At 72.3% G+C, this 17,802-nt stretch carries 16 protein-coding genes; 4 read left to right on the top strand and 12 right to left on the bottom strand.

Features of this window, described 5'->3' with window-relative positions; all coding sequences use genetic code 11:
• Positions 1–13: 13 nt before the first annotated feature.
• Positions 14–1,564: a fused MFS/spermidine synthase gene (locus GA0070604_RS28475; protein ID WP_091125390.1), complete on the top strand. Its 1,551-nt coding sequence runs from the start codon at positions 14–16 to the stop codon at positions 1,562–1,564.
• A gap of 70 nt (positions 1,565–1,634) precedes the next feature.
• Entirely contained in the window at positions 1,635–3,278 is a 1,644-nt protein-coding gene (locus GA0070604_RS28470) for a serine/threonine-protein kinase (protein WP_091125387.1), read from the top strand.
• Between the two features lie 3 nt (positions 3,279–3,281).
• On the opposite strand, the gene GA0070604_RS28465 is transcribed toward GA0070604_RS28470, so the two are convergent.
• Together GA0070604_RS28465 and GA0070604_RS28460 are read right to left on the bottom strand one after the other, a co-directional pair.
• A complete protein-coding gene (locus tag GA0070604_RS28465) occupies positions 3,282–3,950 on the bottom strand; it encodes a potassium channel family protein (RefSeq protein ID WP_091125383.1) in 669 nt (222 codons plus the stop codon).
• Positions 3,940–5,274 (bottom strand): TrkH family potassium uptake protein, encoded by a 1,335-nt coding sequence (locus GA0070604_RS28460; protein WP_091125380.1) that lies wholly within the window; start codon positions 5,272–5,274, stop codon positions 3,940–3,942. The genes GA0070604_RS28465 and GA0070604_RS28460 overlap by 11 nt, the downstream gene beginning before the upstream one ends.
• 209 nt (positions 5,275–5,483) lie before the next feature.
• Here GA0070604_RS28460 and GA0070604_RS32810 point away from each other — a divergent pair, with 209 nt between their 5' ends.
• Positions 5,484–5,660, top strand: coding sequence for a hypothetical protein (locus tag GA0070604_RS32810; RefSeq protein ID WP_167363590.1), 177 nt, complete (start codon positions 5,484–5,486; stop codon positions 5,658–5,660).
• Positions 5,661–5,701: 41 nt separating this feature from the next.
• Positions 5,702–6,781, top strand: a complete 1,080-nt coding sequence (locus GA0070604_RS28455; protein WP_167363589.1) for a LacI family DNA-binding transcriptional regulator — start codon at positions 5,702–5,704, stop codon at positions 6,779–6,781.
• Between the two features lie 134 nt (positions 6,782–6,915).
• Here GA0070604_RS28455 and GA0070604_RS28450 read toward each other — a convergent pair whose 3' ends face one another.
• From GA0070604_RS28450 to GA0070604_RS28405, 10 genes are all read right to left on the bottom strand, one after another.
• Positions 6,916–8,202 carry a glycosyltransferase 87 family protein gene (locus GA0070604_RS28450; protein ID WP_091125375.1) on the bottom strand — a complete coding sequence of 429 codons (1,287 nt, stop codon included), beginning with the start codon at positions 8,200–8,202 and terminating at the stop codon, positions 6,916–6,918.
• A 2-nt stretch (positions 8,203–8,204) separates the two neighbouring features.
• Positions 8,205–9,605 (bottom strand): glycosyltransferase family 4 protein, encoded by a 1,401-nt coding sequence (locus tag GA0070604_RS28445; protein ID WP_091125371.1) that lies wholly within the window; start codon positions 9,603–9,605, stop codon positions 8,205–8,207.
• On the bottom strand, positions 9,602–10,363 hold the full coding sequence (locus tag GA0070604_RS28440) for a glycosyltransferase (protein ID WP_091125368.1): 762 nt from the start codon (positions 10,361–10,363) through the stop codon (positions 9,602–9,604). The genes GA0070604_RS28445 and GA0070604_RS28440 overlap by 4 nt, the downstream gene beginning before the upstream one ends.
• On the bottom strand, positions 10,363–11,058 hold the full coding sequence (locus GA0070604_RS28435) for a transglutaminase-like domain-containing protein (protein ID WP_091125364.1): 696 nt from the start codon (positions 11,056–11,058) through the stop codon (positions 10,363–10,365). The genes GA0070604_RS28440 and GA0070604_RS28435 overlap by 1 nt, the downstream gene beginning before the upstream one ends.
• 49 nt (positions 11,059–11,107) lie before the next feature.
• Positions 11,108–12,247, bottom strand: coding sequence for an acyl-CoA dehydrogenase family protein (locus tag GA0070604_RS28430; RefSeq protein ID WP_208602183.1), 1,140 nt, complete (start codon positions 12,245–12,247; stop codon positions 11,108–11,110).
• Between the two features lie 4 nt (positions 12,248–12,251).
• Entirely contained in the window at positions 12,252–13,703 is a 1,452-nt protein-coding gene (locus GA0070604_RS28425; RefSeq protein ID WP_091125356.1) for an AMP-binding protein, read from the bottom strand.
• An 84-nt stretch (positions 13,704–13,787) separates the two neighbouring features.
• Positions 13,788–14,576 (bottom strand): maleate cis-trans isomerase family protein, encoded by a 789-nt coding sequence (locus tag GA0070604_RS28420; RefSeq protein WP_091125352.1) that lies wholly within the window; start codon positions 14,574–14,576, stop codon positions 13,788–13,790.
• Complete coding sequence (locus GA0070604_RS28415; protein WP_091125349.1) at positions 14,573–16,099, bottom strand: MFS transporter; 1,527 nt, start codon at positions 16,097–16,099, stop codon at positions 14,573–14,575. The genes GA0070604_RS28420 and GA0070604_RS28415 overlap by 4 nt, the downstream gene beginning before the upstream one ends.
• A 2-nt stretch (positions 16,100–16,101) precedes the next feature.
• On the bottom strand, positions 16,102–16,800 hold the full coding sequence (locus GA0070604_RS28410; RefSeq protein WP_091125345.1) for an HAD family hydrolase: 699 nt from the start codon (positions 16,798–16,800) through the stop codon (positions 16,102–16,104).
• Entirely contained in the window at positions 16,797–17,711 is a 915-nt protein-coding gene (locus tag GA0070604_RS28405; RefSeq protein WP_091125342.1) for a pseudouridine-5'-phosphate glycosidase, read from the bottom strand. The genes GA0070604_RS28410 and GA0070604_RS28405 overlap by 4 nt, the downstream gene beginning before the upstream one ends.
• Between the last annotated feature and the right edge of the window lie 91 nt (positions 17,712–17,802).

Raw genomic sequence — 17,802 nt, 5'->3', positions numbered from 1 at the left:
TAGCATCGCGACGGTGAGCAGCGCATCCTCCGAGGTGGTGGTGGACCCGGCGCCGAGCGTGCCAGCCCCGCGGGCCCTGCCGAACGGGCTCGCCGCGTTCCTGGTCTTCCTCTCCAGCGGGGCGGTGCTGGTGCTGGAGACCGTGTCGCTCCGCCTGGTCGGCCCGTACGTCGGGGTGACCCTCCAGGTGACCAGCTCGGTCATCGGCATGGCGTTGGGCGCGATCGCGTACGGGGCGTGGATGGGCGGGTGGCTGGCCGACCGGCGGGACCCGCGCGGCCTGCTCGCCCCGGCCCTGGTGCTGGCCGGCATCGCCACCGCGGTCACCCTTCCCGTCGTCCGGTACGCCGGTGAGGTGCTGCGCGGCGGTGCGGCCAGCGCGGTGCTGTTGCTGACCGCGCTGGCGGTGCTGGTGCCGGCGGGGCTGCTCGCCGCGATCACCCCGCTGGTGGTCAAGCTCCAGCTCGCCGACCTGCGCCGTACCGGGCAGGTGGTCGGGCGGCTCTCCGGTATCGGCACCCTGGGTGGCATCACCGCCACCCTGGTCACCGGCTTCGTGCTGGTGGCGGCGCTGTCCAGCACGGTGATCGTGCTCGGGCTGGCGGCGGTGCTGGGGGCGACCGGGCTGGCGCTCGGGGCGTACCTGCGCCGGCGGGCGGGGGCCGGGCTGCCCGCTCCGGCCCGGGCGAAGGCCGCCTTGGCGGTGGTCGGTCTGGCCGCGGCGGGGCTCTCCGCGGTCGCCCCGAACCCGTGTGACGTGGAGACGGCGTACCACTGCGCGAAGGTGCAGCCGGACCCGCGGTGGACCGAGGGGCGCTACCTCTACCTGAACTCGGCGCAGCACTCGTACGTCGACCTGGCCGACCCGACCCACCTGGAGTACGCGTACACCCAGTGGATCGGCCTGGTTGCGGACGTGGCCGCGCCGAAGGGGCAGCGGCTGGACGCCCTGCACCTGGGCGGCGGCGGCTTCACCATGCCGCGCTACCTCGCCGCCACCCGGCCCGACACCGACAACCTGGTCTTCGAGATCGACGGTGGGCTGGTCGACCTGGATCGGCGGGAGCTGGGGGTGCGCACCGGGCCGCGGCTGCGGGCCCGGGTCGGCGACGCCCGGGTGTTGCTCGGCGGCGAGCCGACCGACAGCCGGGACCTCATCGTCGGCGACGCCTTCGGTCACCTGGTGGTGCCCTGGCACCTGGCCACCCGGGAGATGGCCGCGGAGATCCGCCGGGTGCTGCGGCCGGGTGGCATCTACGTGCAGAACGTCATCGACATGCCGCCGGACCGGTTCATCCGGGCCGAGCTGGCCACCGTCGCCGCCGAGTTCCGGTACGTCGCGGCGATCGCCCCGCCCGGCGCGTTCGCCGGACGGCAGGGCGCGAACTTCCTCATCGTCGCGTCGGACGTGCCGCTGCCGCTGGCCGCGATCGAGTCCCGCCTGGGTCGGCTGCCCGAGGTGGCCGAGCTGGTGCACGATGCCGGGCTGACCCGGTTCGTCGGGGACGCGCTGGTGCTCACCGACGACTACGCCCCGGTGGACCAACTGCTGGCGACCGCCTGAACGGGTGACTTTCTGCCCGATTTCGACCTGTCAGGTGTACGCCGGTCGGCCGTGGGCAACAGGACCGACCATGGGTGCATCGGTCTGTGGCGACGGCACGCAGCTGCTGGGTGAGCGGTACCGGCTGATCGAGCAGCTCGGTGCGGGCGGCATGTCGGTGGTGTGGCGCGGTTACGACGAGGTGCTCGGCCGCCAGGTGGCGATCAAGGTGCTCGCCTCCCGGCTCGCCAACGACCGGGCGTTCCGGCACCGGATCCGCGTCGAGGCGCAGGCCGCCGCGCGGCTCTGCCACCCCAACATCACCAACGTGTACGACTACGGCGAGTCCGAGCAGGTCGGGCTGACCGTGCCGTACGTCGTGATGGAGCTGGTCGACGGCGGACCGCTGAGCGGTCGGCTCGGCCGGGGCGGGCGGCTGACCTGGCGGGAGGCGGTGACCATCGGCGCCGAGGTGGCGTCGGCGCTGGCCGCCGCGCACGCCCGGGGCGTGGTCCACCGGGACGTCACCCCGGGCAACGTCATGCTCACCCCGACCGGGGTGAAGGTGGTCGACTTCGGCATCTCCGCGCTGGCGGGGGAGAGCGACCAGGGCCCGGACGGTGCCCTGCTCGGCACCCCCGCGTACCTGGCGCCGGAGCGGCTGGACCACGGCCAGGTCTCTCCGGCCACCGACGTGTACGCGGTCGGCCTGCTGTTGTACCGGATGCTCACCGGGCGGCTGCCCTGGCAGGCCAGCACCACCACCCAGATGCTCCGGGCGCACATGTACCACGATCCGGAGCCGATGCCGCCGGTGGTCGGGCTCCCCGGCGAGGTCGAGGAACTGGTCCGGCGCTGCCTCGCGAAGCGCCCCGAGGACCGTCCCGCGACCGCCGAGGTGGCCCGTACGCTCGCCGACGCCGCCGGGATCGCCGCGATCATGCCGGTCTCCCCGGCACCCGGCCGGTTCGACCCGGCGCTGGTGGAGAACGCGGGGACCACCATCCTGCCCTGGTCGACGGAGACCGACGCGCTGCCCTTCTCCGCCGTGCGTACCCGTACCCGGCGGGCCGCCGCCCGACGGCGCAGGGCGGAGGCCGGGGTGGCCGCCGCCGGCCTGGTCGCGGTCACCGCCGTGATCTGGGGGGTGACCTCGAAGAGCCCGGCCAGCGGCGGCGTCGAGCCGGCTGAGGCCCGGATGGTGCTGTCGCAACCGGCCCCGTGCGCGGTGGACTACGTGCTGCGCCGGGACTCCGGCAAGGACTTCACCGCCGACCTGACCCTCACCAACACGGGCGGCCGGGAGCTGCGTGACTGGACGATGAGCTTCACCTTCCCCGGCCGGCAGACGGTCACCACGGCCCAGCCGGCGGTACGCCAACAGGGGCGGACCGTGCTGCTCCACGTGCCCGCCACGGATGCCGTGCTGGCCCCGGGGGCGTCGAAGAAGATCGCGCTGACCGGCAGCTACACCGGAGGCAACCCGCTGCCGGTCGAGTTCAAGATCGGTGACAGCCGGTGCGGCGTGCAGGTGTCCGGGGTGGCCGGTTCGACGCCGACCACCGCTCCGCCGAGCAAGGCCCCACCGGCCAAGGCCCCGTCGGGCAAGGTCCCACCGGCCAAGAAGTCGGCGAGCAAGGTGCCGGCCAAACCGGCCACCGCGAAGGGCGGCGGCTCGCCGGGCGCCGGCGGCCGGGCCAAGCCGGGGAAACCCGGCAAGGGCAAGGGGAGGTGACGCTCACTCCAGCCCGGCGAACCGCTGCACCTGGGAGATGCTGCCCTCCACGACGAGCACGCTGTCGCGTTGCAGCACCGTGTCCGGGCCTGCGTAGGAGAAGTGTTCGCCAGGGAGCTTCGCGCCGACCACCATCACCCCGTAACGGTCCGTGGGGCTCACGTCGCGCAACCGCCGTCCCACGATCGACTCCGGTACGCGTACCTTGGCGATCGCGAAGTCGTCGCCGAACTCGATGAAGTCCAGCATCCTGCTGACGATCAGGTGCGCGACCCGATCGCCGGTCTCCGCCTCGGGGAAGATCACGTGGTGTGCGCCCACCGAGTCGAGGATCTTCGCGTGCTTCTCGGAGGTGGCCCGGGCCCAGATCTGCGGGATGCCCAGCTCGGCGAGGGCCAGCACGGTCAGCACGCTCGCCTCCACCGAGGCGCCGATGGCGACCACCGCCCGCTGGAAGTCCGCCACGCCGAGCTGGCGCAGCACGGTTTCCTCGGTGGAGTCCGCCTGCACCACCCGGTCCAGCCGCGCCGACCAGTGCTGGACCCGCTCCAGATCACGCTCGATCGCCAGTACGTCCTGATTCAGGTGGATCAGCGAGCCGGCCAGCCGCGAGCCGAACCGGCCCAGACCGATCACCAGGACACCGCTGTCATCCGTTTTCCTAGCCGACAATGGGTTGCTCCTCCGGATAGCGGTACAGGCGTCGCCGGGTGTTCAACGCGATCGCGGACCCGAGCGTGACCGGGCCGACCCGGCCGATGTACATGAGCCCGGTCAGCAGGTATTGACCGGCGGGGTCCAGCCGCTCGGTGACTCCGGTGGTCAGACCGGTGGTGCTGAACGCGGACGTGACGTCGAAGAGCGCGGCGTAGAAGCGGACGTTGCTGGTCAGCACGATCACCACGACCGTGCCGGCGACGACCACCGCCACGCTGAGCAGCGCCACGGTCAACGCCTGCCGCTGGCTGGCGGTGGCGACCCGCCGCCCGCCCACCGCCACGTCCGGTTCGCCGCGCAGCTCGGCCCAGATGACGAAGGCGAGCAGGAAGAAGGTGGAGACCTTGATCCCGCCGGCGGTGCTGGCGCTGCCGCCGCCGATGAACATCAGCACGATGAACAGGGGGTAGCTCTCGTCGCGGAGGTCGGCGACGTGGATCACGTCGAAGCCGCCGGTGCGGCTCAGCGCGATCTGCGTGAACGAGGCCAGCACCTTGCCCGCCGTGCCGAAGGTGCCGATGGTGCGTGGGTTGTGCCACTCGCTGACCAGCAGGGCGACGAAGCCGAGCAGGATGACCGTGAGACTGCCCCAGATGGTCAGCTTGGTGGCGATCGCCCAGTGACCCGGCCGCCGCCGCTCCCGCAGCGCCTCGAACAGCGCCGGGAAGCCCAGCCCGCCGATGATCGCCCCAAGCCCCAGCGGCAGCATCACCCAGGGGTCCCGCGAGAAGCCGACCAGCCCGTCGGAGTAGAGGGCGAACCCACCGTTGTTGAACGCCTGGATCGAGTGGAACGCGGCGTACCACAGGGCCTTTGCCGGGGGATAGTCGTAGGCCAGCGCCAACCGGCCGCCGATCACCGCCGTCATCACCGCCTCGACGGCGAAGACCGTCGCCGCGATCCGGGCCAGCAGCCAGCGGACGTCGCCGACGCCGAATTCGGCCGTCTCGGCCTGCACCAGCAGCCGGTTGCGCAGGCCGAGCTGACGGGAGACCGCCAGGATGACCAGCGCCGCGCCGGTCAGGATGCCGAGGCCGCCGAGCTGGGTGAGCACGGTGATCATCGCCAGCCCGAAGTCGTTCCAGTAGTTCGGGGTGTCGTTGACCGTCAGTCCGGTGACCGAGACGGCCGAGGTGGCGGTGAAGAGGGCCGTGACGAACGGGGTGTACCGGTGGTGGCTGGTGGCCCAGGGCAGCATCAGCAGGCCGGTGCCGAAGAGGATCGCCGCCAGGAACCCGAACGGCACCAGCCGCACGGGACGACGGAGCAGACGGCGCACCAGGTCATTTTCCGTCCGGAGATTCACCGGAAGGACGGGAACCGGGCAACTGGCGGCCAACCGGGATGGGCCGGCCGGGCGTGACGGTCAAGGCTGCGGCGAGCTTCGCGACGGGCTTTTCTGTACCGGTCCAGGAAGGCTCTTGACCGGTACAGAATCCGGGGTTACTGTACCGATACAGAAGAGGCTCGGAGCGTCAGGAGACCGCCATGGAAATGCCCGCCGCCTTCGTCACCGCCCTCAACGACGTCGAGTTCGAGTTCAACAGCGCCCGGTCCAACGCCCCGGTCATCCCGCACGTCGAGAAGCCGCGGCGCACCCGGGCCGCCCGTGCGGCGCTCAGCAGGGGCCTCATTCGTGCCGCCCGCGCGATCGGGCCGGCTTGAACCGGCGTTTGATAGCCTGGCCGGCGGCGGGCGTAGATCCAATGACTGGCGGTGACGTGGCGTCCCGGGCGACATTGCAGACGATCGCCGACAAGGTCGGTGTGAGTCGGATGACCGTGTCGAATGCCTTCTCCAAGCCGGACCAGCTCTCCGCGGCACTCCGCGAGCGGATTCTCGCCACCGCCCGGGAGATCGGCTACGTCGGTCCCGACCCCGCCGCCCGTGCCCTGGCCAGAGGCACCACCGGTGCGGTCGGGATCGTGCTGACGTCCTCACTCCGCTTCGCCTTCACCGACCTGGTCGCCACCAGCTTTCTCGGCGCCATCGCCGAGCAGCTCGGCCCGACCGGGCTGTCGCTCACCCTGCTGACGTCGTCCGACGACGGCGAGATCATTCCCGCGCGCGACGTCGCGATCGACGGGGCCGTGGTCTACTCCTGCGACCCGACGTCGACCGCCGTCCAGTTCCTTACCCGCCGCAGGCTGCCCCTGGTCTATGTGGACCAGGACCCGGTCGAGGGAATTCCCGCGGTCAACGTGGACGACCGCTCCGGTGCCCGGGCCGCCGCGCAGCACCTCATCGACCTGGGGCACCGGCGGATCGGGCTGCTCCTCTCCGGCCTGCACGGCACGCACGGGCTCATCACCCCCGAGGACGTCACCGTTGACGGGCACGCCTCCAAGCAGCGAATGCTCGGGTGGCGCGATGCGCTCGACGCGGCCGGCATCACCCCGCTGATGGCCCGCCAGGCCGGGACCGACCTGGCGCAGGCAAAGGCCGCCGCCCGGCTGCTACTGGACCGGCCGGACCGACCCACCGGGCTGCTCTGCTTCTCCGACGCGGTCGCCTACGGCGCGCTCCAGGCCGCCGAGGAGCTCGGCATCCGCGTCCCCGACGAGCTGTCCGTGGTTGGCTTCGACGACAATCCGCTGGCCGTGCAGATCCGACCCACCCTGACCACCGTCCGGCAGGACGTCCAGGCCAAGGGGCGGCTGTCGGCGGCGGCGCTCAGCCAGGCGATCGAGGACCGGCGCGCCGGCCGGTCAGGTGCCGCCGAACACGTCCTGCTCCCCACCGAACTGGTCGTCCGGGGCAGCACCGCACCACCGTCCGCCGGCTGAGCGCCGACGCCGAACCCCGACGGGCGAGGGTTCCACGGGGACCCGGTCGCCGTCCGCGCCGGGCGGCCGCCCGTGGATGTGGCCGTGGGGGACGACACCGGAAGCGTCGTCCCCCACGGCACCGCCGTACCGGCTCAACCCGCTGTGGCCCCGGCCGGCTCGGCGACCAGCACCCGGTGGGCGGGCCGAGCCGCCGGAACCAGGCTGGCCCGGCGCAGCCAGAGCGGGCCGACCAGGAGCAGCAGCAGGCCGGCCAGCGGAAACATCGCGGCGATCACCTGCTCCCACCCGGCAAGAGCCATCGGGGCCGGCGGCGACTCCTGGATGCCCAGCAGGGAGAAGACCCGCACCGAAAAGACCGCCACCAGCACCGCCGTTGCCGTGGCGAGACCGGCGGAGCGGGTCCGGTACGCCCGGACGGCCAGCCAGATCAGCAGCGGGATCACGTAGACCCAGTGGTGCTCCCAACTCACCGGAGAGACCAGCAAACCGGTGATGGCGGCGGCCGAGAAGCCGAGGAAATCCGAACCTTGCCGGTGCGCGTAGCGGGCCACCGCCAGGCCGAAGACCGCCACGACCGCCAGGGCCCCCAGCCACCAGTGCGCGAACTGGGTGCTCGACACCCCCCGGGCCAGTGCCCCGGCCAGCGACTGGTTCGGGGTGTCCCAGACCCCGCCGGCCCGGGACGAGTGCAGCACCAGGCCACCCCAGTACCGCGCCGCATCCCCGGGCAGCATCACGAAACCGATGAGCACCGTGCCGAGGAAGGCCGCAACCGCCGTACCGGCGGCCCGCCACTGCCGGGTCACCACCAGGTAGCCGATGAATATCAACGGGGTGACCTTCAGGCCGGCGGCGACCCCGATGCCCACCCCGCGCCAGCGGCCGGTGTAGCCGCGGAAGTCCAGCAGCACCAGCAGCAGCAGAAACATGTTGATCTGGCCGGCGATGAGCTGGATCCGTACCGGCAGCAGCCAGGTGGCCAGGAACAGCACGAGCAGGGTCAGCACGGCACGGGTACGCGGAGTGCGGACCCCGGCGATGCCCAACGAGAGCCAGGCGACCGCGCCCAGGGCGATCAGCGACGCGGTGTTCCACACCAGGCTCGCCGCGCCGATCGGCAGCAGGGAGAGCGGTACGAAGAACAGGATCGCGGTCAACGGTGGGTAGAGGTACGGCATCGGCCCGTACATCGGGTTCTGGATCGCCACGTCGTAGAGCGAGGTGCCGTTCCGGACCGCCTCGCCGCTGGCCAGGTAGACCTTGAGGTCCACGGTCCAGCGCAACGCCCAGTACGGATCCCGAGTGAAGATCGCCTCGGCGATCACGGCCAGCGCGAGTGCCGCGAGCACCACCGCCGCCATCGTGCCGATGCCGAGTCGCCGGCTCGGTCGCGTGGATCGAAGCTCTGTCGTCTGCATGGTCAGCTCCTGTCGAAGGTGAGTGGACGGCCGGCCAGGGCCGGCGGAAGCGGGTGCGGGCCGATCAGTAGCTCGTCGTGCCCGGCCAGGCGGAGCTGGGCGGCGGTCACCCCGAGGCGGGCCAGCACCCCGAGGGCGTCGAACTCGTCACAGCCGTTGAGCAGGACGCTGACCTGTCCTTCCACCGTCGCCACCTCGTCGGTCGGCCGCAGCGCGTCGGCCGGTACCGACCCGCCCTCCGGCAGCCGGACCAGCGTGGCGATGTCGGAGCGGGCCGACCGGCGGCGGGCGAGGTCGGAGCGGACCATGCGGATCTGGTGCTCGACCACCCCGGCGAGAAGGCCGGCGGTGCGCTCCCAGGTGAACCGGGCGGCCCAGGCCCGGCACAGGTCGGCCACCCGGTGGGCGACTTCCTCGTCGCGCAACGCGGTCAGCCGGTCGATCAGCGTGGCCGGCAGTTGGCCGGCGGAGTCGACGACCTCCCCGGTGCGGCCGGCACGCAGGAAGTCCCGTGCGCCCGGCGCCGCCAACACGACGGCGGGCACCCCGTACGCGGCGGCCGTGAGCAGCCGGGAGCCGCACACCTCGCCCTCGCCGGTGCAGACGGTCAGCCAGGCACGACGTAGCCACCTGTCCCGGTCGTCGTCGGTGACCGGGCCGTGCAGGGTCACCGACCCGACCAGCCGCGAGGACCCGACGAGCCGGCGCAGCCGGGCCAGCTCCGGCCCGTCACCGAGGACCTCGACCCGCAGACCGGGCAGCGCGGCGACGACCGTGGGCAGCGCCTCGATCAGGAGGTCGATCCGCTCCTCGGCGACCATGTCGACATCGACCACGACGGTCGGCACGTCGGCCCGTTGACCGGCGTCGACCAGGGCGGGTGCCGCCGCGCCGGGCGGCACGATGAAGATCGGCCCCTGGCGGCGGTGCCTGCGGCGTAGGTCGTGCCGGGCCGACGGGGAGAGCGCCACCACGGCCCGGGCCGTCCGGCTCCACCGGCCCATCGAGCCGAGCAGTCGTTCCAGGCGGCCGACGGCCCGCCGCCGGACCCGGTGGACGACCTCGACCACCGGTACGGGTCGGCCGGTCAGCAGCCGGAGCGCGCCGGCCGACCGGCCAGAGGTGGTCAGGACCACGTCGAACCAGTCGCCGCCTCGGATCAGCCGGGCGACGGCACCCAGCGGGCGGGCGGCGCGCAGGACGCGTACCCCGGCGACCCTTTCCTCGGTGGGCCCGCCCGCCCGCCCGGTCACCAGCCAGGTGACCTCGGCGCCGTCCGCCACCCAGCGGCGGCTGACCTCGTACAGGTAGCGTTCCGCCGCGCCCGCCCCGGGGTGTCGTACGTCGTGCCGGCTGACCACCAGCACCCGGCGACCGGCGGGGGCCGGCCGGGGCGGGCTCATCGCGCACCCGTCCGGGCGGTGTCGATCAGATCGGCCCGGTAGAGGCGAAACAGATCGGCGAAGGCTGCCGAACCGTCCCGCAGCGGGCGAAACGTGGACCGCTCGTCGTCGGTCCAGACGACCGGGACCTCGGCGATCCGGCCCCCGACCCGGCGGATCTGCCGCAGCAGTTCCACGTCGAACGCGAACCCGCTGAGGTGGCAGCGCTTCAGCGCGAACTGCACCGCCAGCCGATCGAAGACCTTGAAGCCGCACTGGGTGTCGTGCACCCCGGGAACGAGCTGTCGGGCCAGCGCCCGGAACACGGAACCGCCCAGCCGGCGGGTGACCGGCTGCGGGTGGGCCAGCTCGGCTCCGGGAGCGTGCCGGGACGCGATCGCCGCCGCCGCGCCCCCCTCCAGTTCGGCGACCGCCCGGGTCAGGGTCGACACCGGAGTGGAGAGGTCAGCGTCAACGAACCCGACGAACCGGGCCCCGCTGCCGGCGATGCCCCGCCGGACCGCCGCACCCTTGCCCGGCCGGGAGCACCCGACCACGACAACCTCGGCGTCCCAGTCCTGAGCACTGACGATGGTGGCGGTGCCGTCGGTGCTGCCGTTGTCGACCACCACGACCCGGGACCGCCAGCGCTGGCCGGCCAGGAAGCTGGTCAGCTCGGCGAGGGTGGCGGGCAGCCGGGCGGCCTCGTTGAACGCCGGAACGACCAGTTCCAGGTCGACCTGGCCCCGCTGGACCGGGGCGTACCGAGCCCGGCTCATCACGCACCTCCCCGGGCTGTCGCCTCAGCCAGCAGGGAACCCCGGGCCGTGACGTGCTGGCTGGCGAAGAGCTTGGGGTGGTTGGCGCGGATGCCATCGACGACCATGTCGTACGGGACGTCGTCGAACTCGCCGTGCTCCCGGACGAACTCCATGTGCCGGCGCCCCTCCTCGTCGTACGGGTGGTACATCGAGTCGGTCAGCCCGTCGAACTCCAGCGGCTTGATCTGGTAGAGCCGGCAGAGCATCTTGTTGAAGACCGGGGTCGCCCGGACCCACCGGCCGTTCAGGAGAACCGTCGTCAGGCTGTGGTAGGTGAAGAGGTTGCCGCCCATCAGCTCCTCCAGCTGGGGCGAGGCGAGATGGTTGCGGACGTCGCCGTAGTAGATCCGGCTCGGCACGCCCACCGAGCGCATCGCGGCGGCGTACACGATCGACTTGTGGACGCAGAAGCCCATCCCGCGGGTGATCGTCGAGCTGGCCTTGAGGCCGTGGCGGGACAGGTCGGCCCCGTACACCTCGTAGTGGATGCCGTCCCGAACGGCGTAGTAGAGGGCGATCGCCCGCTCGGTCGGCGTCATCCCCGTGCCGCCGTCCGGCAGGGTCCGGGCCACGAATTCGCGGACGACGGCGGAGTCGTGGTCGAGGAACTCGGTGGGCTCGAGCAGGGCGGGTTCGGTGACGTTTGTCGACATGGTGAAGGTCCTCCAGAGGAGTGGACGGGTGTGGCGTGCGGAAGGGGTGTCAGAGGCCGAGCATCCTGGCGATACGTTGGCGCTGGATGTCCGAGGTGCCGGAGTAGATGGTTCCGGCGACGGAGTCGCGCAGGTCCTTCTCCAGGCCGTACTCGCTGGTGTAGCCGTAACCGCCGAAGAGCTGGACGGCGGCGAGCGCGACGGCGACGTTGTTCTCGCTGGTGATCAGCTTGCTGGCGGCGATGTCGATGGTGACGTTCTCGCCGTTGCTGTACCGCTGCGCGGTGTCATAGAGCCACTTGCGGGAGCTCTCCACCGCGATGTGCATGTCGGCGAGGCGGTTCGACACCGACTGGAAGGAACCGATCTTCTGGCCGAACTGCGTCCGGGACCGGGCGTACTCGACGGACCGCTCCAACCGGTGCTGCATCTCGCCGACGTTGATCACGAAGGAGCAGAGGATCTCCCACTTCATGACGTGGTCCATCACCAGGAAACCGGCGTTGGGCGAGCCCACCACGTTCGCCGCCGGGACCCGGCAGTCGTCGAAGAACAGCTCCGAGAACGGTGAGGTGGCGAGCCCCATCTTCGCCACCGGTGGCCCGACCACCAGGCCCGGCGTGTCCCGCTCCACCAGGAACGCGGTCAGGGCGGCGGGGCTGCCCCGCTTGCCGGTCAGCGCGTACACCACGATCACGTCGGCGATCGGCCCGTTGGTGACGAAGGCCTTGCTGCCGTTGAGCACGTAGTCGTCGCCGTCGCGGACCGCGGTGGTGCGCATGGCCATCACGTCGGAGCCGCCTGACGGCTCGGTGATCGCGTGCGCCCCGATGAGCGAGCCGTCGCTGATCCGGGGCAGGTAGCGATCCTTGAGCTGAGCCGAGCCGAACCGTTGCAGCGGTACCCCGGTGCTCACGATCTGCGTGGAGACGGAGAAGCTGAATCCACCGTCGCGGCACGCGTACCCCAGTCCTTCGAGGACGTACATGGTGGTGAGCAGGTCCTGGCCGAGCCCGCCCCACCGCTCGTCGAACGGCAGGCCCAGCAGCCCGGTCTCCCGGATCAGCTTCCAGGCCGCGTGGCCGAACTCGCGGCCCGCGTCGCGTTCGAGGTGACCTTCGCCCGCCGCCGCGCCCAGCTCCTCGGCCAGGGTGCGCAGCTCACGCTGTTCCTCGGTCCATCTGATCACGACGTCAACTCCTCTCGATGGTTCCGGCGAGGGCCCGGCCGCGACGCGCGCGCAGGGCGTTGCGGTCGACCTTTCCGGTGGACGTCCGGGGCAGCGCCTCATCAACCAGCTCGAACGCGCCGGGAATGGCCGTACGGGGCAGCGCGGCGGCACAGTGCAGCCGCAGGTGCAGCCCATTGACCCCCGACGCCGGTGTCGGGCGGACCACGGCGAGCAGGACGTTGCCCTCGTTCGAGTCCGGTACGGCGACCACAGCCGCCTCCAGCACCCCCGGATGGGCGAGCACCACCTGCTCCACCTCCTGCAGGTTCGTCCGGACCCCGCGGACCTTGACCTGGTGGTCGTTGCGTCCGGTGAGGAAGTACGCCCCGGAGGCGTCCCGCCGGACCAGGTCACCGGTCCGGAACCAGCCGTCCCGCCACCGCTCGGCGTCCAGGCGGGCGTCCAGGTAGCCCCGGGCCCGGAACGGCGTACGGACCACCAGCTCACCGGTGCCCGCGCCGGTGACCTCCGCGCCGTCGGCGTCGAGCACGGACACCTCGACGCCGTCGATCGGGTGGCCGATCGGCATCGCGCCTTGCGCGCGTACCTCGTCCGGATCGACGCGACAGAGGAAGCTGTCGTTGGTCTCGGTGCAGCCGTAGACGTTCCACAGCCGAGCGTTCGGGAACGCGTCGGTGATCCGGTCCAGCAGAGCCAGCGGCACCACGTCACCGGTGAGCAGCACGTCCCGGACCCAGGGAAAACGGCCGCCGGCCTCGGTGACCAGCCGGAAGAACAGCGGGACGGCCTGCACCACGGTCGGCTTCCGGTCCCGGCACAGCTCCGCCAGCCAGGCCCCATCGACGGCCCGATCCGGGTCCACCAGCTCGACGCAGGCCCCGGCGGCCAGGGCGGCCCACACGTCCAGCAGACACAGGTCGAAGTTGAGCGGCGCGTAGTTGAGCACCCGGGCGTCGGGCCCGATCCGGAAGGCCCGCCCCGCCCAGGCCAGGAAGGCATCCACGCCGTCAGCGGCCAGGTCGACGACCTTCGGCGTACCGGTCGAGCCGGAGGTGGTGAGCAGCAGGCCGGCCCCGGGCAGTCGACGGCCGTCGGCCCCGCTGGCCCGTACGGTCAGGCCGTCCGGGGTGGCACGGAGGATGTGGGCACATCCGACCTCGGCGGAGAGGCGGGTGAGCGACTCGCTCCCCAGGGACGCCGAGGGCAGCAGCACCCGGCGGTCCGCCGCGAACGCGGCGATCAGTAGCGCGATGGTCTCCGGCGACTTCACCGCCGGGACGCAGAGCGGCAGCTCCGGATCGAGCGCGAGATCGGCGAGCGCCCGCTCCGCGGCCACCACCAGGTGTGCCAAGTCTCGGTAGCTGATCTGGCGTCCCGCCCAGAACAGGGCCGGGGCGTCCGGTCTGCCGCGAACCTGCTCGCGGAAGGCGGTGCAGAACGATCTGGTGGGCACGTGTCTCTCCTGTCGTTCGTTCTCCCAGCCGGGGCTGGGGATGGTTGACGGCGTGGGCGCCCGGAGAGGGCGGGCCGGGTGGAATCAGGCGCGGGCGTCGACCAGGCGGCCACCGCCTGGCACCGGCCGGTCGAGACCGGCGACGGCGAGCAGCCGCCGCAGGCAGGCCTGGTTGGAGGTGACCACCGGGACACCGAGCGTCTCCTCCAGCCGGGCCACCGCATCCCACGAGCGGAAGCCGCTGCCGGGGATCAGCACCCCGTCGGCGTCCGCCGGGAAGCCGGCACCGATCTGCCGGCAGACCTCGTCCGGATCGACCACCCAGCGGCCGCCCCGGTCGAAGATCCGGTGCTGTTCCACGCCGTGCCAGCCGGCGTCGAGCTGGTAGTGCAGCAGCCCGGCCACCTGGAACCCTCCGGCTGCCAGATACCGTCGGGTGGCGGCGAAGGTCGGCGCGGTGAACCACGGCGGCACCACCACCAGCGGACGGCGCACGCCCAGCTCGGTCAGCCCGGCCCGGATCGCCTCCCCGGCGGTGTAGACCGGGGTCCCGCCGGCCAGCTCGGTCGCGGCGGCGGCGAAGCCGGCGTCGAACTCCAAGCCGCCGAAGAAGCTCGCCGACGCGAAGCAGAGGCAGATCGAGGTCAGGTCCATCTGGCCGAGCTGGACCAGTCCCCGCCGGATGTCCGGCTGGGCGATCAGGCGTTGCCAGGTCTCCTCGGTGTACTCGGCGCCGGTGCTGGTCGGGCTCTCGAACCGGGCGGCGTGCACGGTGACCCCGGTTGGGGCCCGGTCCCACAGCTCCGCCTCCACCACCGGGTCGTTGTGCACCACCAGCACGCCGAGCTGGGCGACCCAGGCCGCGGCCCTCACGACCGGCTCCCCTCGTGGCCGGCGACCAGCACGTCCGCCGGGCGACCGGTGCCCCCGGCGTCGCGTCCGCCGGCCGGTTCCGGCCCGCGCGCCGCGGCGTCCTCGGCCGGCCCGCCGGCTACCGGAGGAGCATCCTTCGTCCGCTTCGCCGGCAGGCCGAGGAGAGCCAGGACCGCACCGGCGCCGGCCGCCAGGGCGGTGGTGAGGAAGGCCGCGCCGAACCTGCCCGGATCCGGGTCGGTGCCGAGCACCAGCACCAGCACGGCGATCCCGAGGGCGCCGGCCATGTACTGGGAGGTGGTCATCAGGGCGCTGCCGACCCCCTGGTTGCGGTCGTCCACGTCGGCGGTGCCGGCGATGAACATCGACACGTACGTGACCCCGTGCGCGAAACCGGTGATCAGCAGGCCGGGCAGCAGGTGCAGGACGTAGCTCTCGCCGTGCACCTGGACGGCCAGCAGCAGCAGACCGGTCGCGTTGCCGACGAAGGCCAGGGCCAGGGCCAGCCGGACGCCGAGCGCGGAGACGATCCGGGGGGCCGCCGAGTTCGCCACCGCGATCGCCACCGCCATCGGCAGGAACGCCATCCCGGCCGCGATCGGGCCGTACCCGCGCAGTTGCTGGAGCAGCAGGGTGAGCACGAAGAACTGGTTGCCGACGCTGGCCATGTAGAGAGCGGTGGCCCCGCAACCGACCAGGAGTGACCGGGTACGTCGCAGCAGCGGGTCGACCAGCGGCTGGTCGCTGCTCCGCTCCCGCAGGACGAAGCCGACCAGCAGCACGGCGGCGACGACGAACATGGCCAGGGTGCCGCCGTACGTCCAGCCGTCACTGGACGCCCAGGTCAGGGCCAGCGTGGTGGAGAGCACGGTGCCGGTGCACAGGATCGCGCTGGGCACGTTCAGTTGGTTGCGGCCGGTGGTCGGGGGGCGCAGCCGGGGCAGCAGCCGGGGTGCGCCCATCGCGCAGATCAGCGCGAGCGGCAGGTTGATCAGTAGGACCCAGCGCCAGGAGACGGTGCTCAACAATCCGCCGAGCACCACTCCGGCGGCCAGGCCGGAGGCGCCGACCGTACCCCAGACGCCGAGCGCCCGGTTGCGGGCCGGACCGGCGGCGAACGAGGTGTTGATCAGGGCGATGACCGCCGGCTGGAGGGCGGCGGCGGCGATGCCCTGCATCGCGCGGGCCGCCAGCAGCATCGCCGGTGCGGTGGCCAGGCCGCCGGCGAGCGCGGCGATCCCGAAGGCCGCCATCGCCACGATGAACAGGTTCCGGGGCCCGAACCGGTCGGAGGCCCGGCCTCCGACGATCAGGAAACCGGCGAAGAACACCGCGTACCCGCTCACCACCCACTGGATGGAGCTCTCGGTCAGGTTGAACTCGGCACCGATGCGGGGCAGGGCGATGTAGACGATGGAGTAGTCGAGGGCGATCAGGAACTGGGCGATCGCCAGGATGGTCAGGGTGGCGGCCGCGAACGGCGGCCGGCCGGGGACGACCGCGGATCGGGCGGTGCTGGACATGGTCAGATCACCTCTGGCTGAGGTCGGGCGGGACGGGGATCGGAATCGCTGAGCAGCAGGGCCGGGCCGAGCGTGTCCGCGCCGGTGAAGACCGCGCGGGCACCGGCCAGCAGGAGCTCGGCCCGGCTGGCCACACCGGTGGTGACGCCGAACGGGGTCATGCCGGCGGCGTTGGCCATCCGGACGTCGTCCACGGCGTCGCCGACGACGATGCAGCGGGCGGGTGACACGCCGAGCGCGTCCGCGGCCAGCAGCGCCAGGTCCGCGTGCGGCTTGCCGCGTTCGGCCATGCCGTGGCAGGAGAGCGAGTCGAACGCGTCCAGGAGTCCGGTGGCGGCCAGCAGCTCGATGGCGCTGGGCCGGACCTTGCTGGTGACCACCGCCAGGGGATGGCCGCGGTCCCGCAGGGCGGCGAGCAGCTCGGGTACACCGGGAAGGACCAGCCGGGCGGCGGACGGGATGACCAGCTCGGTGAACAACCGCCGGGCCCGGTCCGCCGCCCGCCCCACCTCGGGGTCGTCGACGGGCAGCCCGAGCAGGGTGGCCAACGAGGCGGTCAGCGGGCGGCCGACGGTACGGCGCAGCTGGTCGTCGGTGGCCGTCCGGCCATGCTCGGTGACGACCGCGCGCAGCACGGTGGTCATCCCGGCCGGGGTGTCGACCAGGGTGCCGTCGAGGTCGAAAAGGATCGCGGTGCTCACGACCGCTCCCGCAACGCCCCGGCGACCTCGGCGGCGAGAGCGCTGGTGGACAGGAGCACCGACCGGTTCGCCGCGGCGGTGCGCCCCTTGGTCGCCGTCGAGACCCGGCTCAGGATGTACGGGGTCATCGCCGGTCCCTGCACCCCGGCTGCCTCCGCCTCGGCCTGCACCTCGTGGATCAGCGCGTAGATCTCCTCGGCGGGGAGCGCGTCCAGCTCGTCGAGCGGGTGGGTGACCAGGAAACCGGCGTCGTTGCCGACCGCCCAGTGCAGTCGGATCGCGGCGGCCAGCTCCGTCAGGTCGTCGATGCGGCGCGGGTTACGGACGCCGCTGGAGACGCTGTAGTACGCGGGGAAGTCGTCGCACCGGTAACCGACGACCGGCACCCCGAGGGTTTCCAGGTATTCCATGGTCAGCGCCGGGTTCAGCAGCGACTTCGCGCCGGCGCAGACCACGGCGATCCGGTGCCGGGTGAACTCGACCAGGTCCGCGGAGATGTCGAAGCTCCGTTCGGCGCCGAAGTGCACGCCACCGATGCCGGCCACCGCGAACACCTCGATGCCGACCTGCGCGGCGGCGACGAGAGCGGCCGAGACGGTGGTCCCGCCGTGTCCGCCGCCGGCCAGGGTCGGGCCGATGTCCCGGGTGCCGACCTTCGGAATGTCCGGAGTGGTGGCGAAGAGCGCTACCTGCTCCTCGGACATGCCGACGACGAACCGGCCGTCGACGATGCCGGTCCGGGCCGGTACCGCGCCGCCGGCCCGGATGACCTTGTCGATGTCCAGCGCGGTCTCCAGGTTGAGCGGATAGCTCAGGCCGTGGACGACGCCGGAGGATTCCAGGGCCACCACGGGTCGGCCGAACGCCAGCGCGTCGGCAACCTCCTCCGAGAGCGAGAAGTGCTCGTTCATGTGTGCTCCTCTGTGACTGGGTGCCGGTGGGGACGGATCGGATGGGACACGGGCCCCCGGGGTGCGCGGGCGGACCCGCCCACCCCGGAGC

Source organism: Micromonospora eburnea (assembly GCF_900090225.1).
Taxonomy (GTDB): domain Bacteria; phylum Actinomycetota; class Actinomycetes; order Mycobacteriales; family Micromonosporaceae; genus Micromonospora; species Micromonospora eburnea.
This window is presented reverse-complemented; position numbering and strand designations above follow the sequence as displayed.